This is a genomic window from Microbacterium sp. TS-1 (assembly GCF_000509385.1).
GTDB lineage: Bacteria > Actinomycetota > Actinomycetes > Actinomycetales > Microbacteriaceae > Microbacterium > Microbacterium arborescens.
This window is the reverse complement of the sequence record NZ_BASQ01000001.1, coordinates 2082819-2102591: the sequence shown is the minus strand read 5'-3', so window position 1 is coordinate 2102591 and position 19773 is coordinate 2082819. Positions and strand designations below refer to the sequence as shown.

General features: G+C 68.4%; 17 protein-coding genes. 5 read left to right on the top strand and 12 right to left on the bottom strand.

Annotation, left to right across the window (positions count from 1 at the left end):
* Nucleotides 1-19: 19 nt before the first annotated feature.
* Genes MTS1_RS09780 through MTS1_RS09765 form a run of 4 tightly spaced genes read right to left on the bottom strand, consistent with a single transcriptional unit; the run spans nucleotide 20 to nucleotide 4179 of the window.
* A complete protein-coding gene (locus MTS1_RS09780; protein ID WP_023953488.1) occupies nucleotides 20-1309 on the bottom strand; it encodes an ABC transporter substrate-binding protein in 1290 nt (429 codons plus the stop codon).
* Between the two features lie 43 nt (nucleotides 1310-1352).
* Complete coding sequence (locus MTS1_RS09775) at nucleotides 1353-2192, bottom strand: carbohydrate ABC transporter permease (protein ID WP_023953487.1); 840 nt, start codon at nucleotides 2190-2192, stop codon at nucleotides 1353-1355.
* The gene (locus MTS1_RS09770) at nucleotides 2189-3133 is read right to left on the bottom strand and encodes a carbohydrate ABC transporter permease (protein ID WP_023953486.1); all 945 of its coding nucleotides are present in this window, start codon (nucleotides 3131-3133) and stop codon (nucleotides 2189-2191) included. Before MTS1_RS09770 ends, MTS1_RS09775 begins: the two co-directional genes overlap by 4 nt.
* Entirely contained in the window at nucleotides 3130-4179 is a 1050-nt protein-coding gene (locus tag MTS1_RS09765) for a LacI family DNA-binding transcriptional regulator (RefSeq protein ID WP_023953485.1), read from the bottom strand. The genes MTS1_RS09770 and MTS1_RS09765 overlap by 4 nt, the downstream gene beginning before the upstream one ends.
* 419 nt (nucleotides 4180-4598) lie before the next feature.
* On the opposite strand from MTS1_RS09765, the gene MTS1_RS09760 reads away from it, so the two are divergent.
* Together MTS1_RS09760 and MTS1_RS09755 are read left to right on the top strand one after the other, a co-directional pair.
* Nucleotides 4599-6701 carry a heavy metal translocating P-type ATPase gene (locus MTS1_RS09760; protein WP_023953483.1) on the top strand — a complete coding sequence of 701 codons (2103 nt, stop codon included), beginning with the start codon at nucleotides 4599-4601 and terminating at the stop codon, nucleotides 6699-6701.
* A gap of 55 nt (nucleotides 6702-6756) precedes the next feature.
* Entirely contained in the window at nucleotides 6757-7353 is a 597-nt protein-coding gene (locus tag MTS1_RS09755) for a DUF305 domain-containing protein (protein ID WP_023953481.1), read from the top strand.
* A gap of 56 nt (nucleotides 7354-7409) precedes the next feature.
* Here MTS1_RS09755 and MTS1_RS09750 read toward each other — a convergent pair whose 3' ends face one another.
* The 5 genes from MTS1_RS09750 to MTS1_RS09730 all read right to left on the bottom strand — a co-directional run bounded on the left by MTS1_RS09750 (nucleotide 7410) and on the right by MTS1_RS09730 (nucleotide 12251).
* A complete protein-coding gene (locus MTS1_RS09750) occupies nucleotides 7410-7811 on the bottom strand; it encodes an arsenate reductase ArsC (RefSeq protein ID WP_023953479.1) in 402 nt (133 codons plus the stop codon).
* 11 nt (nucleotides 7812-7822) lie between these two features.
* Nucleotides 7823-8815: a metalloregulator ArsR/SmtB family transcription factor gene (locus MTS1_RS09745; protein ID WP_036304734.1), complete on the bottom strand. Its 993-nt coding sequence runs from the start codon at nucleotides 8813-8815 to the stop codon at nucleotides 7823-7825.
* Nucleotides 8812-9906 (bottom strand): ACR3 family arsenite efflux transporter, encoded by a 1095-nt coding sequence (gene arsB / locus MTS1_RS09740; protein WP_023953475.1) that lies wholly within the window; start codon nucleotides 9904-9906, stop codon nucleotides 8812-8814. Before arsB ends, MTS1_RS09745 begins: the two co-directional genes overlap by 4 nt.
* Complete coding sequence (trxB, locus tag MTS1_RS09735; protein ID WP_023953474.1) at nucleotides 9903-10865, bottom strand: thioredoxin-disulfide reductase; 963 nt, start codon at nucleotides 10863-10865, stop codon at nucleotides 9903-9905. Before trxB ends, arsB begins: the two co-directional genes overlap by 4 nt.
* 87 nt (nucleotides 10866-10952) lie before the next feature.
* On the bottom strand, nucleotides 10953-12251 hold the full coding sequence (locus tag MTS1_RS09730; RefSeq protein WP_023953473.1) for an FAD-dependent oxidoreductase: 1299 nt from the start codon (nucleotides 12249-12251) through the stop codon (nucleotides 10953-10955).
* 90 nt (nucleotides 12252-12341) lie between these two features.
* On the opposite strand from MTS1_RS09730, the gene MTS1_RS09725 reads away from it, so the two are divergent.
* Together MTS1_RS09725 and MTS1_RS09720 are read left to right on the top strand one after the other, a co-directional pair.
* Nucleotides 12342-12692 (top strand): helix-turn-helix transcriptional regulator, encoded by a 351-nt coding sequence (locus tag MTS1_RS09725; protein WP_023953472.1) that lies wholly within the window; start codon nucleotides 12342-12344, stop codon nucleotides 12690-12692.
* Complete coding sequence (locus MTS1_RS09720) at nucleotides 12689-13192, top strand: GNAT family N-acetyltransferase (RefSeq protein ID WP_023953471.1); 504 nt, start codon at nucleotides 12689-12691, stop codon at nucleotides 13190-13192. Before MTS1_RS09725 ends, MTS1_RS09720 begins: the two co-directional genes overlap by 4 nt.
* Nucleotides 13193-13266: 74 nt before the next feature.
* On the opposite strand, the gene MTS1_RS09715 is transcribed toward MTS1_RS09720, so the two are convergent.
* A complete protein-coding gene (locus MTS1_RS09715; RefSeq protein ID WP_036304733.1) occupies nucleotides 13267-13671 on the bottom strand; it encodes a DUF779 domain-containing protein in 405 nt (134 codons plus the stop codon).
* 19 nt (nucleotides 13672-13690) lie between these two features.
* Entirely contained in the window at nucleotides 13691-15238 is a 1548-nt protein-coding gene (locus tag MTS1_RS09710; RefSeq protein ID WP_023953468.1) for an aldehyde dehydrogenase family protein, read from the bottom strand.
* Nucleotides 15239-15506: 268 nt separating this feature from the next.
* Between MTS1_RS09710 and MTS1_RS09705 the strand changes: the two genes are divergently transcribed.
* A complete protein-coding gene (locus MTS1_RS09705; protein ID WP_023953466.1) occupies nucleotides 15507-19181 on the top strand; it encodes a family 43 glycosylhydrolase in 3675 nt (1224 codons plus the stop codon).
* Between the two features lie 70 nt (nucleotides 19182-19251).
* Here MTS1_RS09705 and MTS1_RS09700 read toward each other — a convergent pair whose 3' ends face one another.
* On the bottom strand, nucleotides 19252-19767 hold the full coding sequence (locus MTS1_RS09700) for a DUF2231 domain-containing protein (RefSeq protein WP_023953464.1): 516 nt from the start codon (nucleotides 19765-19767) through the stop codon (nucleotides 19252-19254).
* Nucleotides 19768-19773: the final 6 nt, after the last annotated feature.

The window sequence follows — 19773 nt, the reverse complement described above, 5'->3', positions numbered from 1 at the left end:
GACCCGCCCCCGCGGATCGTCATCCGGCGACGTCGGCCCAGCCGTCGCTGAGCTGCGCGGCGAGCTGGTCGCGGTCGATCTGGTTCGCCAGGTACTGCTGGAACGCCGGCGTCGCGATCGTGTCCTTCCACTCGGTGTACTTCGACACCTTCAGGAACGGCGGACCTTCCAGGCCCTCGCCCGACGCCAGCACCTGCTTCCAGGCAGCGTCGTCGCCGGCGAGCTCGGCGACCTGCGTGCGCGCGGCACCCGACGAGGGGATGAGCGCATCGGCGTAGGCGATCTTCGCGAGGTTCTCGCCGTCCATGAAGAAGTTCAGGAACTCCGCCGACTGCTCCACGTGCTCCGAGTCGATGTTCACCGAGTACGTCTGCGGGTTCGCGGCCTGGATGGCACCGGCCGATCCTTCGAGCGGGGGAAGCGCGACCCAGTTGAGGCCCTCGGGAGCGTCCGCTGCGATGTTCGTCGCCTGGAACGAGCCCTGCACCGTCAACGCGACCTTGCCGCCGTAGAACGACGGGAGCACGTCCGAGCCCGACTGCGTGAGCGAGGTCGGGTCGATCGACCGGTCGGTGTAGGCCATCTCGTGGATGCGCTCGGGCACGGCGAGCTCGTCGTCGCCGACCTCGATCGTCACGTCGTCGCCCTCGCCGTCGAAGTAGCCGCCGTCGAAGCCCATCGACAGGCTCATCATCGTGGCGGTGGGAGAACCGAGACCCCAGCCGAGACCGTAGTGATCTGCCGTCGTCGTCGCCCTCGCGATCTCCTGCAGCTGATCCCAGGTCATCGTGTCGCCCGTGGGCACCTCGACGCCCGCCTCGGCCAGCAGGTCGGCGTTCGCGAACGCCATGTACGACTGCAGGGTCGAGGGATACGCGACGATCTGACCGTCGTGGGTCACCGACTCCCAGATGCCGTCGGAGATGTCCGACTTCAGCTCGGGGTCGATGAGGTCGGTCAGGTCGGCGAGGTAGCCGTCGGCCGCGAACGACACGATCGAGCTCGCCTCGAAGTGGATGATGTCGGGCGCAGTGCCGCCCGAGAACTGCGTGATCAGCTTGTCGTAGGTGCCGTCCCAGCCGGCTTGGATGATCTTGACCTGGACGTCGTCGTGCTCGGCGTTCCAGGCGTCGACGATCTCGCTGATGGCCGCCTGGGTCGCGGGCTGGTCCGAGAGCGACTGGAACTGGAGGGTGACGACGTCGCCGTCTCCCCCGCTGTCGTTCGCGCTGCCCTGCTGGCATCCTGCCAGCGCGACGGCTGCGATGCCCACGAATGCGACGGCGCCGATGCCGCGGATTCTTCTCATGGTGTGGCCTTTCTGGTTTTCGGGTTTCGTCGTCACGGGGAGGTCAGCCCTTGACAGCACCGGCGAGCATGCCGCCGGTGAGCTTCTTCTGCAGGATCCCGAAGATGATGAGCGACGGGATCGTGGCGAGGATGGCGCCGGCGGCCAGCGGCCCCAGCTGGGTCTGCCCCTCGGCGCCGAGGAACGAGCGCAGCGCGATGGGCAGCGTGTACAGCTCCGGGCTCTGGATGAGCACGAGCGCGAGGAAGAACTCGTTCCAGGCCGAGACGAAGGTGAACATCGCCGTGGCGACCAGGCCCGGCATCAGCAGCGGCAGGATCACGGTGCGAAGGATCGTGAACCGGCCGGCGCCGTCCATCTCGGCCGCTTCCTCGAGCTCCGGCGGGATCGCCGCGACGTACCCCTGCAGCATCCAGAGCGTGAACGGCATCGTGAAGGTGACGTAGACGAGGATGAGGCCGAAGAGGGTGTCGTTCAGCTGCAGGCTCCGCAGCACGAGGAACAGCGGGATGATGATGAGGATCGTCGGGAACACCTGGCTCACGAGGATCCACACCGTGCCGGCCGCGCGCAGCCGGCCCTTCAGCCGGGCGAGGGCGTACGCCATCGGCATCGACAGGAGCACCGCGACGATCATCGTGACGATCGAGACGAGCACCGAGTTGCCGGCCGCGGTGATCAGGTTCTGCCGCTCGAGCGCGGCGATGTAGTTGCCGAAGTCCCACTGCTGCGGGATGAGGTTCACCGCGAGCGAGTTCAGCTCGCGTGTCGACTTGAACGACGCCGACAGCAGCCACAGCAGCGGAAAGCCCAGGAAGATCAGGTAGCCCGCGAGCGCCAGGTACATCAGGACGGTCGCGTACAGGGGGCGCTTGGTGGTCACTTGCGGGCCCCCTTGTTCTGCCGGAACTGGTTGATCAGGTACAGCGAGAGGATCACCAGGATCGCGACGACGAGGACGTTGCCCATCGCCGACGCGTACCCGATCTCGCGGTTGCGGAACGCCTCGAGGTAGGTGAACAGCGGCGGGATCATCGTGCGGCCGCCCGGGCCGCCCTCGGTCAGCACGTAGATCAGCCCGAACGAGTTGAACTGCCAGATGAAGTCGAGCGCGGTGACCGCGATGATGACGGGCCGCAAGGCGGGCAGCGTGACGTGCCAGAACCGGCGGACGGCTCCCGCGCCGTCGACGGCCGCAGCCTCGTGCTGCTCGGGGGCGATCGACTGCATGCCCGCGAGGAGCAGCACGGTCGTCTGCGGGATGCCGGCCCAGACGCCGACGACGATCACGGCCGGGAGAGCGGTCGAGAAGTCGCCGAGCCAGTTCACTCCCGGAATGCCGAGCCAGCCGAGCACGCCGTTGAGCGGGCCCGAGTTGGGGTTGTAGATCATCCGCCAGACGATCGCGATGACCACCGGCGGCATCGCCCAGGGGATGAGTGCGAGAACGCGGGTCAGGCCCTTCAGCCGCAGGTTGCTGTTGAGCAGCAGAGCAAGGCCCATCGCGCTCACCAGGGTGAGGAGGGCGACCGACCCCGCCCACACGATGCCGATGCCGAACGACTGCCAGAACCGACGGTCGCCGGCGAGCTCGATGAAGTTGTCGAGCCCGATGAACGAGATCTCGGCGTTGCGCGCGAGCGTGGCATCCGTGAATCCGAGGAGCACTCCGCTGACGAGCGGGATGACCGAGAAGATGATGATCGGCAGGAGCGCGGGGGCGACGAGGGCGATCGCCTCTTTGCGCTGCGCGCGGGCGCGCGGTCCGATCTGCCGGACGCGGGGTGGGCGCGAGGACGTCTTCGTCTCTGCGAGCGTGGTCATCCGTGTGCCCTCTCCTCATCGATGGGCTCGGGGCGCTGGAGCGCCGCGGGGACGGACGCCGACGTCGACCCGCGCACGACCAGCGCGGGCGGAACCGTGACGGTGCGGGCCGGCCGGGTGTCGTCGGCGATCCGGGCGAGGAGCATCTCGGCAGCGGCGCGACCGCGCTCCTTGGCGCCGAGGTCGACGCTCGTGAGCCCGGGGCGGACGACCTCGGCGAGCTCGGTGTTGTCGAGGCCGGTGACGGCGAGATCGGCCGGGACCCGCAGGCCGAGGTCTTCGGCGGCACGCAGGACTCCGACGCCGATCAGGTCGTTCGCCGCGACCACCGCTGTCGGCCGGTCGGGCCGGTCGAGAAGCGGGAGCGCCGCGTCGTAGCCCGCGGCGATCGTGAAGTCGGCGGCGTCGACGTGCCGCGTCCGCAGGTCGTCGTACCGGTCCACCGCCGCGATGAAACCGTCGCGGCGCATGACGCCCGGGGTGGTGTCGGTCGGGCCGTTGATGAACGCGATGTCGCGACGCCCCTGGGCGACGAGGTGGTCGACGACGAGCCGCATCGCCGTCGGAGAGTCGGCGCGCACGGTGTCGAAGTCGGCCGAGGCGGGCAGCCGGCCGAGGACGACGAACGGGATCGGAGCGGCGGCGAGCGCGGTGAGCAGCTCGTCGGTGACGCGCAGGGGCGACAGGATCAGCCCGTCGACATAGCCGCGACCGAGGTCGCGGACGACATCCACCGAAGACGACGACGTGCCGGTCGACGACAGCAGCAGGCGGTATCCGGATGCGGAGACCACCTGTTCGACCGCGGCCATCATCTCGACGTAGACCGGGTTGCCGATGTCGGCGACGGCGAAGCCCAGCTGCAACGTGCGGCCCCGCTTCAGCGATTGCGCCGTGGCATCGGCGACGTAGCCGAGTTCACGCGCAGCATTCCGGACCTTCGCCGCGGTCTCGGGACTCGCGACGAGTCCGTTCAGCGCTCGCGACGCACTCGCGACGGAGACGCCGGCGCGGGCGGCGACCTGCGTGATCGTGACGCGGACCATAGCTCTCCCTCGAGCGGTTGTAAACGTTTCCAACGCTGGACGTTGTAAACGTTCTCACCCCCGCCCGCCCCTGTCAACCCCTGCTCTCCGCTTCACCCCCTCGTCTCGCGGCCGCGAGAGCGCGCATTTGCACGGTCGGAGGTGGTCCGCACCGTGCGGATGCGCCTCCTCGCGACCGGCGGGGGGGTCACCCGGACCATCAGACCCCCGGGATCCGAGCCTGAGGTCGCGGCGGGCTCGGATCGCGGGGCAGAACGGGGGCACGGGAATGCGAACAGCCCGGAGACCTATACCCCTGGGGGGTATATGGTGACCTTGACGACACGTCCTCCGTAACTCGAGGGGCACGCGACGCCCGGTCGCACTGACCGCGGCCCGAGTGACGCGAACGCTGGGGCGCATCCGGCCAGGAGGTTCCGATGGGACAGCACGACGAACACAGCCCTCACGCCGCGCACGAGAACCACGGCGATGCGCCCACGACGACACATGACCACACGGCGATGAGCCACGATCACGGCGCCTCGCCGGAACACGGCGGACACGGCGGACACGGCGATCATGTGGGCCAGTTCCGGCGGTTGTTCTGGATCATGCTGATCCTCGCGGTGCCTGTCGTGGGGTTCTCGATGATGTTCTCGATGCTGCTCGGGTACCCGTTGCCGGATGCCGCGTGGGTCGGGTGGGTATCCCCGGTTCTCGGAACCGTCATGTACGTGTGGGGAGGTGCGCCGTTCCTCACCGGTGCAGTGAGCGAGATCCGAGCTCGCAGGCCCGGGATGATGCTGCTGATCGCCCTGGCGATCACGGTCGCGTTCGTCGCGTCCTGGGGCGCCGGCCTGGGCCTGCTGCACCATGAGCTGGACTTCTGGTGGGAGCTGGCGCTGCTGATCGTGATCATGCTGCTGGGCCATTGGATCGAGATGCGCTCCCTCGCTCAGACGACCTCGGCGCTGGATTCCCTGGCCGCATTGCTGCCCGACGAGGCGGAGAAGGTGGAGGGCGACACGACCGTCACCGTCGCGCCTGCCGACCTGCAGGTGGGCGATGTCGTGGTGGTGCGCCCCGGCGGACGCGTTCCCGCGGATGGTCGCATCGTGCAGGGCTCGGCCAGCATGGACGAGTCGATGATCACCGGGGAGTCCCGACCGGTACGTCGCAGCGACGGCGACCCGGTGATCGCCGGCACCGTCGCGACCGATTCCGGGGTCCGGGTGGAGATCGCCGCGATCGGCGAGGACACTGCTCTCGCCGGCATCCGGAGACTCGTCACCGAGGCGCAGAGCTCTTCGTCTCGGGCGCAACGACTCGCCGACAAAGCTGCGGGGTGGTTGTTCTGGTTCGCGCTTGGCGCGGCGGCGATCACCGCGATCGTGTGGACGGCTGTCGGTATGCCGGATGCCGCGGTCGTCCGCACCATCACCGTGCTGGTGATCGCCTGCCCGCATGCTCTCGGCCTGGCCATTCCGCTGGTCGTGTCGATCGCGACGGAACGGGCCGCCCGTGGCGGCGTACTGGTCAAGGATCGCCTCGCGCTGGAGAGGATGCGCTCTGTCGACACCGTTCTGTTCGACAAGACCGGCACGCTCACCAAGGGCATGCCCGCCGTGACCGCGATCGCTCCGGTCTCGGGAGTGGATGCTGAGCAGCTGTTGGCGTTGGCGGCGGCAGCGGAGACGGACTCCGAACATCCGTTGGCGCGGGCGATCGTGAACGCGGCGGACGAGAAGACTCGCCCGGTTCCGTCTTCGACCGACTTCGAGTCCTCTCCGGCGGTCGGGGTACGCGCGCGTGTCGACGGCCACATCGTGCAGGTCGGCGGACCGTACATGCTCGAGCAGGAAGACGCCCACGAGCTACCGGTCGCCGACGACTGGCGCAACGAGGGTGCGATCATCCTGCACGTGCTCATCGACGGGCAGGTCGCGGGCGCGATTCGCCTGGCAGATGAGATCCGCGCGGAGTCGCGTCGTGCGGTCGCTGCTCTCCATGAGCGTGGCGTGCAGGTCGTCATGATCACCGGCGACGCCGACGCGGTCGCCGCCTCCGTCGCGCGCGAGCTCGACATCGACAGGTACTTCGCCGGGGTGCGCCCCGAGGACAAGGCCTCGAAGGTCAGGGAGCTGCAGAGCGAGGGCCGTAAGGTCGCGATGGTCGGAGACGGAGTGAACGATGCGCCTGCACTCGCGCAGGCCGACGTCGGCATCGCGATCGGCGCGGGCACCGATGTGGCGATCGCGTCGGCAGGTGTCATCCTCGCCAGCGATGACCCGCGGTCGGTGCTGGCGGTGATCGCACTGTCGCGGGCGAGCTACCGGAAGATGAAGCAGAACCTCTGGTGGGCCGCCGGTTACAACCTGCTCTCCGTCCCGCTCGCGGCCGGCGTGCTCGCCCCTCTCGGGTTCGTGCTGCCGATGTCCGTCGGGGCCGTGCTGATGTCTCTCTCCACGGTCGTCGTCGCGCTCAACGCGCAGCTGCTGCGCCGGCTGGACCTCCGACCGGACGCTGCGACAACGAGCTAGGCGGCGAAGACAGACCGGCGATGTCGCGCCCCATCATCATCCTGGGAGGAGACTCATGACGATTCGACCCGCGGCCATCGCCGCACTCGCACTCACTGCACTGCTCGCCCTGTCGGGCTGTGCCGGCGACACCGGTACCGACAACGGGATGGTAGGCATGGACCACGACCGCTCGTCAGCACCTGCAATGACAGCGGATGCGAACGACGCCGACATCATGTTCGCACGCATGATGAAGGAGCATCACGCGCAGGCCGTCGAGATGTCCGACGTCCTCCTCAGCAAGGACGGTGTCGACGACCGCGTCGTGTCGCTCGCTGAGGACATCAAGGCTGCACAGGAGCCCGAGATGCGGACGATGGATCAATGGCTCCGACGATGGGGGACCGATCCGCACAGCATGGACGGCATGGATCACGGCAGCGGGATGATGTCCGACGAGGACATGCGGGCCCTCGACGAGGCCAGCGGTGCGGACGCCGGACGCCTGTTCCTCCAGCAGATGATCCGGCATCACGAGGGCGCCGTCGACATGGCCCAGGACGAGGTAGACAACGGCCAGAACCGCGACGCCGTCGCACTCGCTGAGACGATCATCGAGGCGCAGACGGAAGAGATCGCCACGATGAAGGAGATCCTCGCGACCCTGTGATCCGCCGACACCCCACGGTCCCGAGGGGCGCTCATGCGCGAGCGGGCCGCACCCCGTCAGATGAGTTCGCTGACGAGCTGCCGGATCCGTGCGTGGATGTCGTCGCGGATCGGCCGGACGGCGTCGATGCCCTGACCCGCGGGGTCGTCGAGCTTCCAGTCCTCGTAGCGCTTGCCGGGGAAGAACGGGCAAGCGTCACCGCATCCCATCGTGATGACGACGTCGGATGCCTGCACGGCCTCGGTCGTGAGCACCTTCGGCTGCTCGGCGGTGATGTCGATGCCGAGCTCGGCCATCGCCTCGACCGCGACCGGGTTGATCCGATCGGCGGGCATGGACCCGGCGGAGCGGACCTCGATGCGGTCGCCGGCGATGTCGCGGAGGAACCCCGCGGCCATCTGCGAGCGACCGGCGTTGTGCACGCAGACGAAGAGGACGGAAGGCTTGGTGTCGGTCATGGTGGCTCCGGTCAGCGGGTGGGGGTGAGTGTGGCGAGAAGAGCGTCGACGCGTCGGGCGATGTCGTCGCAGATCGCGGCGACGCCTTCTGCGGAGGCGAGGGCGGGGTCGCCCACGGTCCAGTCCTCGTAGCGGACGCCGGGGATGATGGGGCAGACGTCGCCGCAGCCCATGGTGACGACGACGTCAGCTGCGCGGACGGCGTCATCGGTCAGCGGTTTGGGGAACCGCGCTTCGTCGTCGGCCGGGGTCAGCTCGTCGATGAGGGGTTGCACGTGAGGGTGGATCTCGGCAGCCGGGGTCGATCCGGCCGAGCGTGCCACGACGGCGCCGGCCGAGCGTTGATTCACCAGTGCGGCGGCGAGCTGCGATCTCCCTGCGTTCGCGACGCAGACGAACAGCACCTGCGGCTTTCCTTGCGTACGGTCACGGGTGATGTCGGTGAGGCGTTGGCGCGCGAACCGGTCGGTGAGCGACAGCAGGTGGTTCTTCACCCGAGCGCTCTTGGCCAAGGCCGTGTACGACTCGCGGACGATCGTCGCCACCAGGCCGCCGTCGAGCTGGCGGTAGTCCTGATGGAGCGCTTCCGCCAGGCGGGTGAGGGCGGCGTCGACGTTCTCGAGCCCCGCATGCTCGGGGCGGACAGGGGCGATGGCGGCGGGGGCGAACGAGTCGAGCAGCGTCGTCACCGCCGGACGGAGCGCCGGGTCGATCCGATACCAGACCCAGGTGCCGCGCCGCTCGGAGGTGAGCACTCCGGTGTCGCGGAGCACCTTCAGGTGGTGCGACACCGTGGGCTGCGACACCTCGGCCAGTTCCGCGAGGTCGCACACGCACGATTCTCCCCGTGCGTCGGTCGCGATCGCCGACAGCATCCGCAACCGCAGCGGATCGGACAGCGCCTTCAGTGTGGTGGCGATCGCCGCGGCCGCCTCGTCTCCGATCGCGTGCGTGGGCGACGGGGCGCAGGTGTCGGCTTCGGTGGCTGTGGGGGCGCTCATCATCGAGTCCTTTCGAGGGCGGGTTCGGGCATCGCGTAAGGGTCGACGCGGAACCATGCTCGCGCAGCCCACAGCGAGACGTAGACCAGGCCGACCAGCACGGGAACCTCGATCAAGGGGCCGACGACACCGGCGAGCGCCTGCCCGGAAGTGGCGCCGAAGGTGCCGATCGCGACGGCGATGGCGAGTTCGAAGTTGTTGCCCGCCGCGGTGAATGCGAGCGTCGACGAGCGCGCATAGCCCAGCCCGAGGCTCTTCCCGGTGACGAAGCCGGCGAACCACATGACGGCGAAATAGACCAGCAGCGGCAGCGCGATCCGGACGACGTCCAACGGCCGGGAGGTGACCTGTTCCCCCTGGAGCGCGAACAGCAGCACGATCGTGAACAGCAGCCCGTAGAGCGCCCATGGTCCGATCTGGGGGAGGAACGAGTCCTCGTACCAGACGCGGCCCTTGCGACCTTCCCCGATGAGACGGGAGGCGAACCCGGCGACGAGGGGCACGCCGAGGAAGATGAGCACATTGAGCGCGATCTGCCAGACCGAGACGTCCAGGCCGTGACTGTCGAGGCCGAGCCAGCCGGGAAGAACGGTGAGGTAGAACCAGCCGAGGACCGAGAACGCGATGACCTGGAACACCGAGTTGATCGCGACGAGCACCGCCGCCGCTTCCCGGTCCCCGCAGGCGAGGTCGTTCCAGATCACGACCATGGCGATGCATCGCGCGAGGCCGACGATGATCAGCCCCGTACGGTACTCGGGCAGGTCCGGCAGGAACACCCACGCGAGGGCGAACATCAACGCCGGCCCAGCGATCCAGTTCAGGGCCAGCGACGAGACGAGGAGCTTCGTGTCGCCGGTGACGGCGGCGACCTTGTCGTAGCGGACCTTCGCGAGCACCGGGTACATCATGATCAGCAGCCCGAGCGCGATCGGAAGAGAGATCCCGCCGACCTCGAGGCGGGCGAGCATGTCGGACAGCCCCGGGACGAATCGGCCGAGAAGGATGCCGCCGGCCATCGCCACTCCGATCCACAACGGCAGCCACCGGTCGAGGGTCGAGAGGCGGCGCGTGACGGGAGCTGCGTCGGTCACGCGAGAGCCTCCGCCAGTTCGGGGACCTCGAGCGCAGCGATGTAGTGCTGCGCGTCCTGTGCTGCCGCGCATCCCGTGCCGGCGGCCGTGATCGCCTGCCGGTAGGTGTGGTCGACGAGGTCGCCGGCCGCGAACACCCCGGTGAGTGAGGTGCGCGTGGAAGGGTGCTCGACCAGCACGTATCCATCGGCGTCCGTCGCGACCTGTCCGGTGACCAACTCGGAGCGGGGGTCGTGGCCGATCGCGACGAACACGCCCGTCACCGGAAGGTCACGCTCGGCCCCGGTGACGGTGTCGCGGAGGCGAACGCCCTGCACCTTTTCGTCGCCCTGCAGGGCTGCGACCTCGTTGTTCCACGCGACGTCGATCTTCGGGTGCTCGAGCACACGCTTCGCCATGATCTTGGATGCCCGGAACGAGCTGCGGCGGTGGACGACGGTCACCTTCCGCGCGAACCGCGTGAGGAACAGGGCTTCCTCCATGGCCGAGTCCCCGCCACCGACCACGACGATGTCCTGGTCCCGGAAGAAGAACCCATCGCACGTCGCACACCACGAGACGCCGTGACCCGACAGGCGCTCCTCTCCGGGAAGCCCCAGCTTCCGGTACGCGGAGCCCATGGCGAGGATGACCGCGCGGGCGTGGAAGGTCAGTCCGGCGCCCGTCTGGATGATCTTCGTGTCGGATTCGAGATCGACGCGCACAGCGTCGTCGAGGAGGATGCGCGCGCCGAAGCGTTCGGCCTGCCGGCGCATCGTGTCCATCAGTTCCGGCCCCTGGATGCCATCGACGAAACCGGGGAAGTTCTCCACCTCCGTCGTTGTCATGAGGGCACCGCCCGCGGTGACCGAACCCGCGATGACGGCGGGGGCGAGCCCGGCCCGGGCCGCGTACACCGCCGCCGTGTAGCCCGAGGGGCCTGACCCGACGATGACCAGCTCAACCTCTTGAATCGACATGTGTCTATATTGACAGAAACCAATACAACCCGCAAAACCGACCTGGACAGCTCTCCTCCGCCGCTGAGCCGGCCGTGAGGGCGCCGGCTACCGCCCGATCTGCAGCACCGGAGGCGCGCAGCACGCCCCACCCAGCGACGCGCCGGATGCGTCGAACAGCCCTGCGCCGCCGCAGACACCGGTGTCCGGGAGGACGAGCTCGACGCGGCGGGCGGCTTCGCGATCGCCCGCGATCTCGGCTGCAACGCTGCGCACCTGCTCGTACCCGGTGAGCGCGAGGAATGTCGGCGCACGGCCGTAGGACTTCGCCCCGACGAGGTAGAAGTCCGGTTCGGGCTGCGCGAGGTCAGCGGCGCCGGTCGCGGCGACGGAACCGCAGGAGTGTACGTTCGGATCGACCTCCGCGGCGATCCGAACCGGCGCCTGGAGCGTCGGGTCCAGCTCCAACCGCAGCTCGGAGAGGAGAGACAGATCGGGACGGAAGCCGGTGAGGACCACCACCCGGTCAGCGGTGAGAGTGCGGCCGTCCTCCGCGACCAGAATGGGGCGCGTACGGTCACGGGTCACGCGTTCGACCCGGAATCCCGTGACGAGGGACACCAGACCGGCGTCGACATACTCCTTGGCTTTGATCACCAACGCACCGCGCGCGGGAAGCTCGTCCGCCTCGCCCCCGCCGAAGGCGTTCCCGGCGGTCGCTCGGCGCAGCGCCCAAGTCACCGTCGTCGCGGGGTCACGGCGAGCCATTCGCGCGAGGGCCAGCACAGCCGTCACTGCGGAGTGCCCCGAACCGATGACGACGGTGTGCTTGCCGGCGAAACCAGCACGGTCACGAAAGTCGGGGATGCGGTACGAGAGCAGGTCCGCGGATGCCGCCTCACCGATGGCGGGGAGCCCGTCAGCTCCCGCAGGGTTGGGCGTCGACCAGGTGCCGGATGCGTCGATCACAGCTCGCGCTTGCAGCCGATACTCCTCCCCCTGAGCGGATGAGACGTGAACAGTGAAGGGCTGATCTCCCCGGCCCGCATCGACAAGGCGGTCTCGGCCGAGCCGAGAAACTCCCGTCACCCGAGCGTCGTAGCGGACGCGATCACCCAGGGCGACAGCCAGGGGCGCGAGATACTCCTCGATCCACTGCTCCCCCGTGGGGTATCCCGTCGTCGGGGCTTGCCACCCCGAGCCTGCGAGAAGATGAGAGCTCGCCGCGTCGATCAACTCGGGCCATTCGGAGAACAGTCGCACATGCCCCCACTCCGCGACCGCAGCCGCCGGAGAAGCGCCAGCCTCGAGCACCACGACAGGCACCCCTCGCTCCATCAGGTGCGCAGCCGCGGCGAGACCCTGGGGGCCCGCACCGATCACAGCCACCGGCAAGACGTTCTCCACAGCACCCTCATCCATTCATTGACGAACATCGATGGATAGAGCATCATCTGTACATCGATGATTGTCAATCTGTCATGAGAGGATTGCACGATGACTGCACAGCTCCCGCTTCTCTCCTCCGCGGAGGGCGACACCTGCTGCGCTGCGGTGACCGGAGCCGTGATCTCGCTCGAAGATGCTGAGCGCACCGCCCGGACATTCAAAGCGCTCGGCGACCCCACGCGCGTACGCCTGCTGTCTCTGATCGCCGCATCCGCCGATGGGGAGGCGTGCATCTGCGACCTCACCGAGCCCGTCGGCCTCTCGCAGCCGACCGTCTCGCACCACATGAAGCAGCTCGTCGAAGTCGGTCTTGTCACCCGCGAGCAGCGCGGCCGATGGGCCTACTACCGCGTCGTCACCGATGCTCTCGACGCCGCATCGCGCGCTCTCCGCGCATGAGCGACACCGCCGTCCGGGCCATGGGCGAGAAGGACTGGCCCGAGGTCGAGATGATCTACCGCGAAGGAATCGCGGCAGGAAACGCGACGTTCGAGCGCGAACCCCCGTCCTGGGCTGACTTCGACCGGGCAAAGCTCCAGGTCGGCCGACTCGTCGCCGCGGATCCCGCCGGCTCCGTCCTCGGCTGGGTTTCCGCATCCCGCGTTTCCGCACGCGAGGTCTACCGAGGAGTCGTAGAGCACTCCGTCTATATTGCCGACCACGCCCGCGGGCGCGGCATCGGCACGACACTCCTCACCTCCTTCCTGCGCGCAGCTGACGCTGCGGGCATCTGGACAGTGCAAGCCAGCATCTTCCCCGAGAACACCGCCAGCCTCGCCCTGCACGAACGCGTCGGCTTCCGCCGCATCGGCCAGCGCGAACGTATCGCCTACATGTCTCACGGCCCCTGGGCGGGCACCTGGCGCGACACCATACTCATCGAGCGGCGCCGGCGCTGAGCCGCCCTCCCCCCTGCCGAGGCCATGGCGCACCGAACCCGCTGTGCCGCGACGCACATGGGGAACATCCGACCCTACGACGACGGCAACGCCGGCGCCAGTCCGAGGGCCACCAGCTCGGCGTCGTCGAGCATGCGCGACCGGATGATGAACCGCATTCCCGTCGGTCCCTCGACGCTGAATCCGGCACCGCGACCAGGCACGGCGTCGATCGTGATGTGCGTGTACTTCCAGTACTCGAACTGGGCGAGCGAGATGAACACCTCGATCGGGTCGTCGAGGCCGACATCGAGCTCACCGAGCTTCACGTCGGCGGGGCCCGTGATGAACATCCCGACCGGATAGCACATGGGGGCGGAGCCGTCGCAGCATCCGCCCGACTGATGGAACATCAGCGGCCCGTGCTGGGCGGTGAGGTCGCGCAGCAGGGCCGCGGCGGCGTCGGTCACCGCGACCCTGCTGTACGTGTCGTTCGACATGTCGATGAGTGGATGCGGCTCAGAAGAAGCCCATCGCGCCTTCGGCGTACGACACGAGGAGGTTCTTCGTCTGCTGGTAGTGGTCGAGCATCTTGAGGTGGTTCTCGCGGCCGATGCCCGACTGCTTGTAGCCGCCGAAGGCGGCGTGGGCGGGGTACTGGTGATAGGTGTTCGTCCACACTCGACCGGCCTCGATCGCACGGCCTGCCCGGTAGGCGGTGTCGCCCGAGCGGCTCCAGACGCCCGCGCCGAGCCCGTAGAGGGTGTCGTTCGCGATGCCGATCGCGTCGTCGAAGTCGTCGAAGCTCGTCACCGAGACGACCGGGCCGAAGATCTCCTCCTGGAAGATGCGCATGTCGTTCGTGCCCTCGAAGACCGTCGGGGCGACGTAGTACCCGCCGCTCAGCTCGCCGCCGAGGTCGACCCGATCGCCGCCGGCGAGCAGCTTCGCTCCCCCGGCCTTGCCGATGTCGATGTACGACAGGATCTTCTCGAGCTGATCATTGGATGCCTGCGCACCGATCATCGTCGCCGGGTCGAGCGGGTTGCCCTGCACGATCTTGCCGACGCGGTCGAGGCCGTCGCCGAGGAACGAGTCGTACACCGACCGCTGGATGAGCGCCCGCGACGGGCACGTGCACACCTCGCCCTGGTTGAGCGCGAAGAACGTGAACCCCTCGAGGGCCTTGTCGTAGTAGTCGTCGCGCTCGCGCGCGACATCCTCGAAGAACACGTTGGCGCTCTTGCCACCGAGTTCGAGCGTGACGGGGATGAGGTTCTGCGAGGCGTACTGCATGATCAATCGCCCCGTCGTCGTCTCGCCCGTGAACGCGACCTTGCGGATGCGGCGGTGCTGCGCGAGCGGCGCGCCCGCCTCGATGCCGAAACCGTTGACGATGTTCACGACGCCGGCGGGCAGCAGGTCGCCGATCAGTTCGAAGAGGAACAGGATCGACGCGGGCGTCTGCTCGGCGGGCTTCAGCACGACGCAGTTGCCGGCGGCGAGCGCGGGCGCGAGCTTCCACGTCGCCATGAGGATCGGGAAGTTCCACGGGATGATCTGCCCCACCACGCCGAGCGGCTCGTGGAAGTGATAGGCGACGGTGTCTTCGTCGATCTGGCTGAGCGAGCCCTCCTGGGCGCGCAGAACCCCCGCGAAGTAGCGGAAGTGGTCGATCGCGAGGGGGATGTCGGCGGCGAGCGTCTCGCGGACGGGCTTGCCGTTCTCCCATGTCTCGGCCACCGCGATCTTCTCGAGGTGCTGCTCCATGCGGTCGGCGATCTTGTTCAGGATGACGGCGCGCTCGGCCGGCGTGGTCTTCTTCCACGACGCGAACGCCTGCCAGGCGACATCGACGGCGCGGTCGATGTCTTCGACGGTGCCGCGACCCACCTCGCAGAACGGTTTTCCGGTGACGGGCGTGATGTTCTCGAAGTACTGCCCCTTGACGGGTTCGACGAACTCGCCGCCGATGTAGTGCCCGTAGCGGGCTCGATACTCTGCGACGGCTCCACGCTGACCGGGAGCGGCGTAGACGCTCGAGACGCCCTCTTCGACGATGGTCATGTCATCTCCTCGACTCCCCGCAGCGCCGGTGCTGCGGTGGTGTCGGGCACGCTACGCCGCGCCACGTTGCAACGCGTTGCACGGCTCGTCCGGCAACGGCGAGGAGGCGCATCCGCACGGTTCTGGGGGGTCAACACCCTGCAGATGCGCGTCCTCGGCGTCGGCAGGGCCGGATGCCGCGCACTGGCGCTGCGCCAATTGTGAGCGCTAACATTTCAGCGTCGTCAGTGCTGACGGCCGTGCAACGTCGCATACGAGAGGTTCCCCCGTGCCCGCATCCGCTCGCCCGGCGCCCTGGCGCCGACACCATCCCTGGACGCTCGCCGTCCCGCTCGTCGCTGCACTCGTAGCCGCGCCGCTCGTCGTTCCCGCCGTAGCTCAGGCTGCCGGACCACTTCAGCATTCCGGGCAGGTCGCGCTCGTCGATACCCCCGACGATCAGGTCGCGCAGGCCGCCCTCGACGCCCTCACCGTCACGAACATCGACGACGTGCGCGGCAACCTCACGCTGCCGACGACGTCGCGGGGACTCGACGTGACCTGGTCGTCGGCCGACACGAGTGTCATCACCGCTGACGGCATCGTCACGCGTCCCGGGGAAGACACCACCGTCGCGCTGACGGCATCCGTGACGAAGGGCGCGTCGACGCTCACCCGCTCCTTCCCGGCCGCGGTGCGCAAGGCCGCGAACATCGGAGCCTTCGAGGGCTACACCTTCGCCTACTTCACGGGAAACTCCGTGGCGGGCGAGAACATCTACTTCGCCGCCAGCAACGGCAACGACGCGCTGTCGTGGACCGAGCTCAACGGTGGCCAGCCGACGCTCACCTCCACGGAGGGCGAGCGGGGCCTGCGCGACCCGTTCCTCATCCGCTCGCCCGAGGGCGACACGTTCTACCTCATCGCCACCGACCTCTCCATCGGGCGGAACGGCGACTGGGGCCGAGCGCAGACGCAGGGTTCGAAGTACCTCGAGGTGTGGGAGTCGCACGACCTCGTCACCTGGAGCGAGCAGCGCCACGTCCGCGTCGCCCCCGACAACGCGGGCAACACCTGGGCGCCCGAGGCGTACTACGACGAGGCACTCGGCGAGTACGTCGTGTTCTGGGCATCGTCGCTCTTCGGCGAGGACGACCCGAACCACACGGGCAGCTTCTACCAGACCATGATGTACGCGACCACGCGCGACTTCACGACGTTCAGCGAGCCGAAGGTCTGGCAGGACTTCGGAGCATCGCGCATCGACTCCACGGTGCTCGAGGACAACGGCACGTACTACCGGTTCACGAAGGATGAGGCCAGCACGACGGGATGCCGCGACATCATCCAGGAGTCCTCGTCCAGCCTGACCGCCGTCGACGATCGCAACGCTCCCGGCTGGAACCCCGGCGACCCCGCCTGGAAGCTGATCGACAGCTGCATCGGTCGCGATGCGGGCCTCGGTGCCGTCGAAGGCCCGACCATCTTCGCGGCCAACCCCGGCGACACGTCGGGCTCTAACTACTACCTCTTCGTCGACGAGTACGGCGGACGCGGCTACATCCCCCTGGGAACCGACGACCTCGACGCGCCGGACTGGCAGGTGCCGGCGAGCTACCGCCTTCCGGCGAGCCCGCGCCACGGCACGGTCATGCCCGTGACCGCGGCCGAGCTCGAGGCGCTGCGTGCCGACCTGCCGCAGCCCCTCGCGGCCAACGAGAAGGGCGAGCTGCTGCGCTACGACTTCACGGATGCCGCAGGCGCCGTGCTGCACGACCGTTCCGGCGCCGGGCGTGACGCCGAGGTGCGCGGCGGAGCGACGTTCGCCGACGGCGCGCTCGCCTTCGACGGCACCGACGACTACGTCGACCTGCCCGACAACGTCCTCGTCGGCGTCGACGACATCACGGTCGAGGCCGAACTGCGGATCGACCCGGCCCAGCGCACTCCGTACTTCCTCTACGGTTTCGGCAACACCGGCGGCGACGGTGCCGGCAACGGCTACCTGTTCTCGACCGGCGACCAGTACCGCGCGGCACTGACCACCGGCAACTGGAGCGGCGAGCAGAACGTCACGTCAGGCGCGGCCCTTCCGCGCGACCGCTGGGTGCACCTCACCTACACGCTGAGCGGGAACACGGCACGGCTGTACCTCGACGGTCAGCCGGTCGCCGAGAAGACCGACGTGACGGTGCGCCCCGGGGACATCGGCGGCGGCAGCACGCTCGCGAACTACCTGGGCAAGTCGGTCTACGACGCTGACAACCTCTTCCGCGGGCAGATGCGCGAGTTCGCGCTGTACAACCGCGCTCGGAGCGCCGAAGAGATCGTGCAGAACTCCGGCAACACCTCAGCGCTCGGGGCCGTCAGCCTGCAGGATGCCGGTGCCCTCAAGGTCGCACCGCTGGTCGACACCGACGCCCGCACGGTCGTGTTCCCGGTGAACCGCGGCACGGATCTCACGCAGCTGCGCCCCGTGTTCGCCACAGCATCCGGCACCACCGCCACACCCGCGTCGGGCACCGTGCACGACCTGAGCACGCCCGCCACGGTCACGCTCACCACACCGGGACAGCCCGACGTCGTCTGGACGCTCGAGGCCGTGGAGATGAAGAGCCCGGTGCTGCCGGGGCTGTACGCCGATCCGAACATCGCCGTGTTCGCTGACACCTATTACATCTACGCGACCACCGACGGCACCCCTGGGTGGGGCGGCAACACGTTCTACGTCTGGACGTCGAAGAACCTGATCGACTGGACACGGTCGGACGAGCCCATCCTGACGCTCGACGGCGCGAACGGGAACGTTCCGTGGGCCACTGGGAATGCGTGGGCTCCGACGATCATCGAGAAGGGCGGAAAGTACTACTTCTACTTCAGCGGGCATGAGCCGAACGCGAACCGCAAGATGATCGGCGTCGCCGTCGCCGACAGTCCCGAAGGACCGTTTACCGCGCGGGCGGAGCCGATGATCACCAACGCCGAGGCCGTCAACAGCGGTCAGGCGATCGATCCGGCCGCGTTCACCGACCCCGAGACCGGCAAGTCGTACCTCTTCTGGGGCAACGGACGACCCGTCTACGGCGAGCTGTCCGACGACATGCTGAGCGTCGAGGAGGGGACGATCCGGCCCATCGACGGATTGCCCGACTTCCGCGAGGGACTCTTCCTGAACTACCGCGACGGGACGTACCACCTGACGTACTCGATCGACGACACCGGTTCGGAGAACTACCGCGTCGGCTACGCGACGTCGACGAGTATCGACGGGCCGTGGACCTACCGCGGCATCCTCTTGCAGAAGAACCCGTCGCAGGGCATCCTCGGCACCGGCCACAGCTCGATCGTCAACGTCCCGGGAACGGACGAGTGGTACATCGCCTACCACCGGTTCGCGATCCCCGGCGGCAACGGCACCAACCGCGAGACGACGATAGACCGCCTCGAGATCGGCGAGGACGGACTGTTCCAGACGGTGACGCCGACGCTCGCGAGCGTCGACCCGCGCGAGGTGCCCGGCACGACCGAGCCCAACCCGACCGAGCCCAACCCGATCGAGCCCGGCACCACCGCGCCGGTCGTCTCAGTCTCGGCCACGACGGTCGAGCGCGGGCAGTCCGTGCGGGTGACGGTGACCGGACTCAACTCCGGCGAACAGGTGGCCGCCGAACTGCGGAGCGACCCGATCCGGGTCACCGGCATCCCCACCGCCGATGCGAACGGGCGCGTCGCGTTCGACGTCCGCATCCCTGCCGATCTGGCTACGGGCAATCACACGATCGTGGTCTTCGGCGCCGACGGTCAGGTGATCGGCAGCGTGCCGATCACCGTGACCGCCTCCGGGCAGCTGGCCGTCACCGGCGCTCAGGCGCCGCTCGGCGCCGCGTTGCTGGCTGCGCTCATGCTCGTCGCGGGAGGCGTCCTGTGGTCGATCCGACCCGCACGCCGGGCCGGCACCGCCTGACACCGGCGCACGCCGCCGTGAACGGGCGGCGGCCTTCTCTCCCGAAGGTCGCCGCCCGTTTCACCAGCGCTCAGCGCCGGCTGCGTCGCGTGACGAAGCCCTCCGCCTGCTTCGACTCGTGAGCCACGCGCACGCCGTAGCGGTAGGCGAGCTTGCCGCCGAGCCATCCCGACGCGCTGAGGATCAGCAGGCTCACGGCGCTGAAGATCACCCCGGCGATGGGGATGTCGTCGGTGGAGGTCCGCAGGAAGAGCTGGAACAGATACGCACCGCACACCACGAAGTTGAGCCCCATGTGGATCGTGGCGGTGCTCGACGAGCGCGTCCGATCGGGGATGCGGAGGTAGTCGAAGATGCCGAGCACGATGGCGACGAGGCTGCCGACGAGACCGATCCCGATGAGGACGCGCGAACCCACGGCGTACGGGGTGGGGTCGGCGACGATGAGGCCGATGATGTCGAAGACGAAGCTCGCGATCCACGCCCCGATCGGAATCGTGACGGCGATCGGGTGGAACGGGTGTCCGTAGGGACCTGCCAGGGGGTTCGCAGGCCGCTTGTCGGGACGGGTGTCCAGGTCGGTCATCATCTC

Coding starts and splice junctions, on each gene's coding strand:
- MTS1_RS09780 (WP_023953488.1), bottom strand. CDS start 1,309: ATGAGAAGAATCCGCGGCATCGGCGCCGTCGCATTCGTGGGCATCGCA.
- MTS1_RS09770 (WP_023953486.1), bottom strand. CDS start 3,133: ATGACCACGCTCGCAGAGACGAAGACGTCCTCGCGCCCACCCCGCGTC.
- MTS1_RS09765 (WP_023953485.1), bottom strand. CDS start 4,179: ATGGTCCGCGTCACGATCACGCAGGTCGCCGCCCGCGCCGGCGTCTCC.
- MTS1_RS09760 (WP_023953483.1), top strand. CDS start 4,599: ATGGGACAGCACGACGAACACAGCCCTCACGCCGCGCACGAGAACCAC.
- MTS1_RS09755 (WP_023953481.1), top strand. CDS start 6,757: ATGACGATTCGACCCGCGGCCATCGCCGCACTCGCACTCACTGCACTG.
- MTS1_RS09750 (WP_023953479.1), bottom strand. CDS start 7,811: ATGACCGACACCAAGCCTTCCGTCCTCTTCGTCTGCGTGCACAACGCC.
- MTS1_RS09745 (WP_036304734.1), bottom strand. CDS start 8,815: ATGATGAGCGCCCCCACAGCCACCGAAGCCGACACCTGCGCCCCGTCG.
- trxB (WP_023953474.1), bottom strand. CDS start 10,865: ATGTCGATTCAAGAGGTTGAGCTGGTCATCGTCGGGTCAGGCCCCTCG.
- MTS1_RS09725 (WP_023953472.1), top strand. CDS start 12,342: ATGACTGCACAGCTCCCGCTTCTCTCCTCCGCGGAGGGCGACACCTGC.
- MTS1_RS09720 (WP_023953471.1), top strand. CDS start 12,689: ATGAGCGACACCGCCGTCCGGGCCATGGGCGAGAAGGACTGGCCCGAG.
- MTS1_RS09715 (WP_036304733.1), bottom strand. CDS start 13,671: ATGTCGAACGACACGTACAGCAGGGTCGCGGTGACCGACGCCGCCGCG.
- MTS1_RS09710 (WP_023953468.1), bottom strand. CDS start 15,238: ATGACCATCGTCGAAGAGGGCGTCTCGAGCGTCTACGCCGCTCCCGGT.
- MTS1_RS09700 (WP_023953464.1), bottom strand. CDS start 19,767: ATGACCGACCTGGACACCCGTCCCGACAAGCGGCCTGCGAACCCCCTG.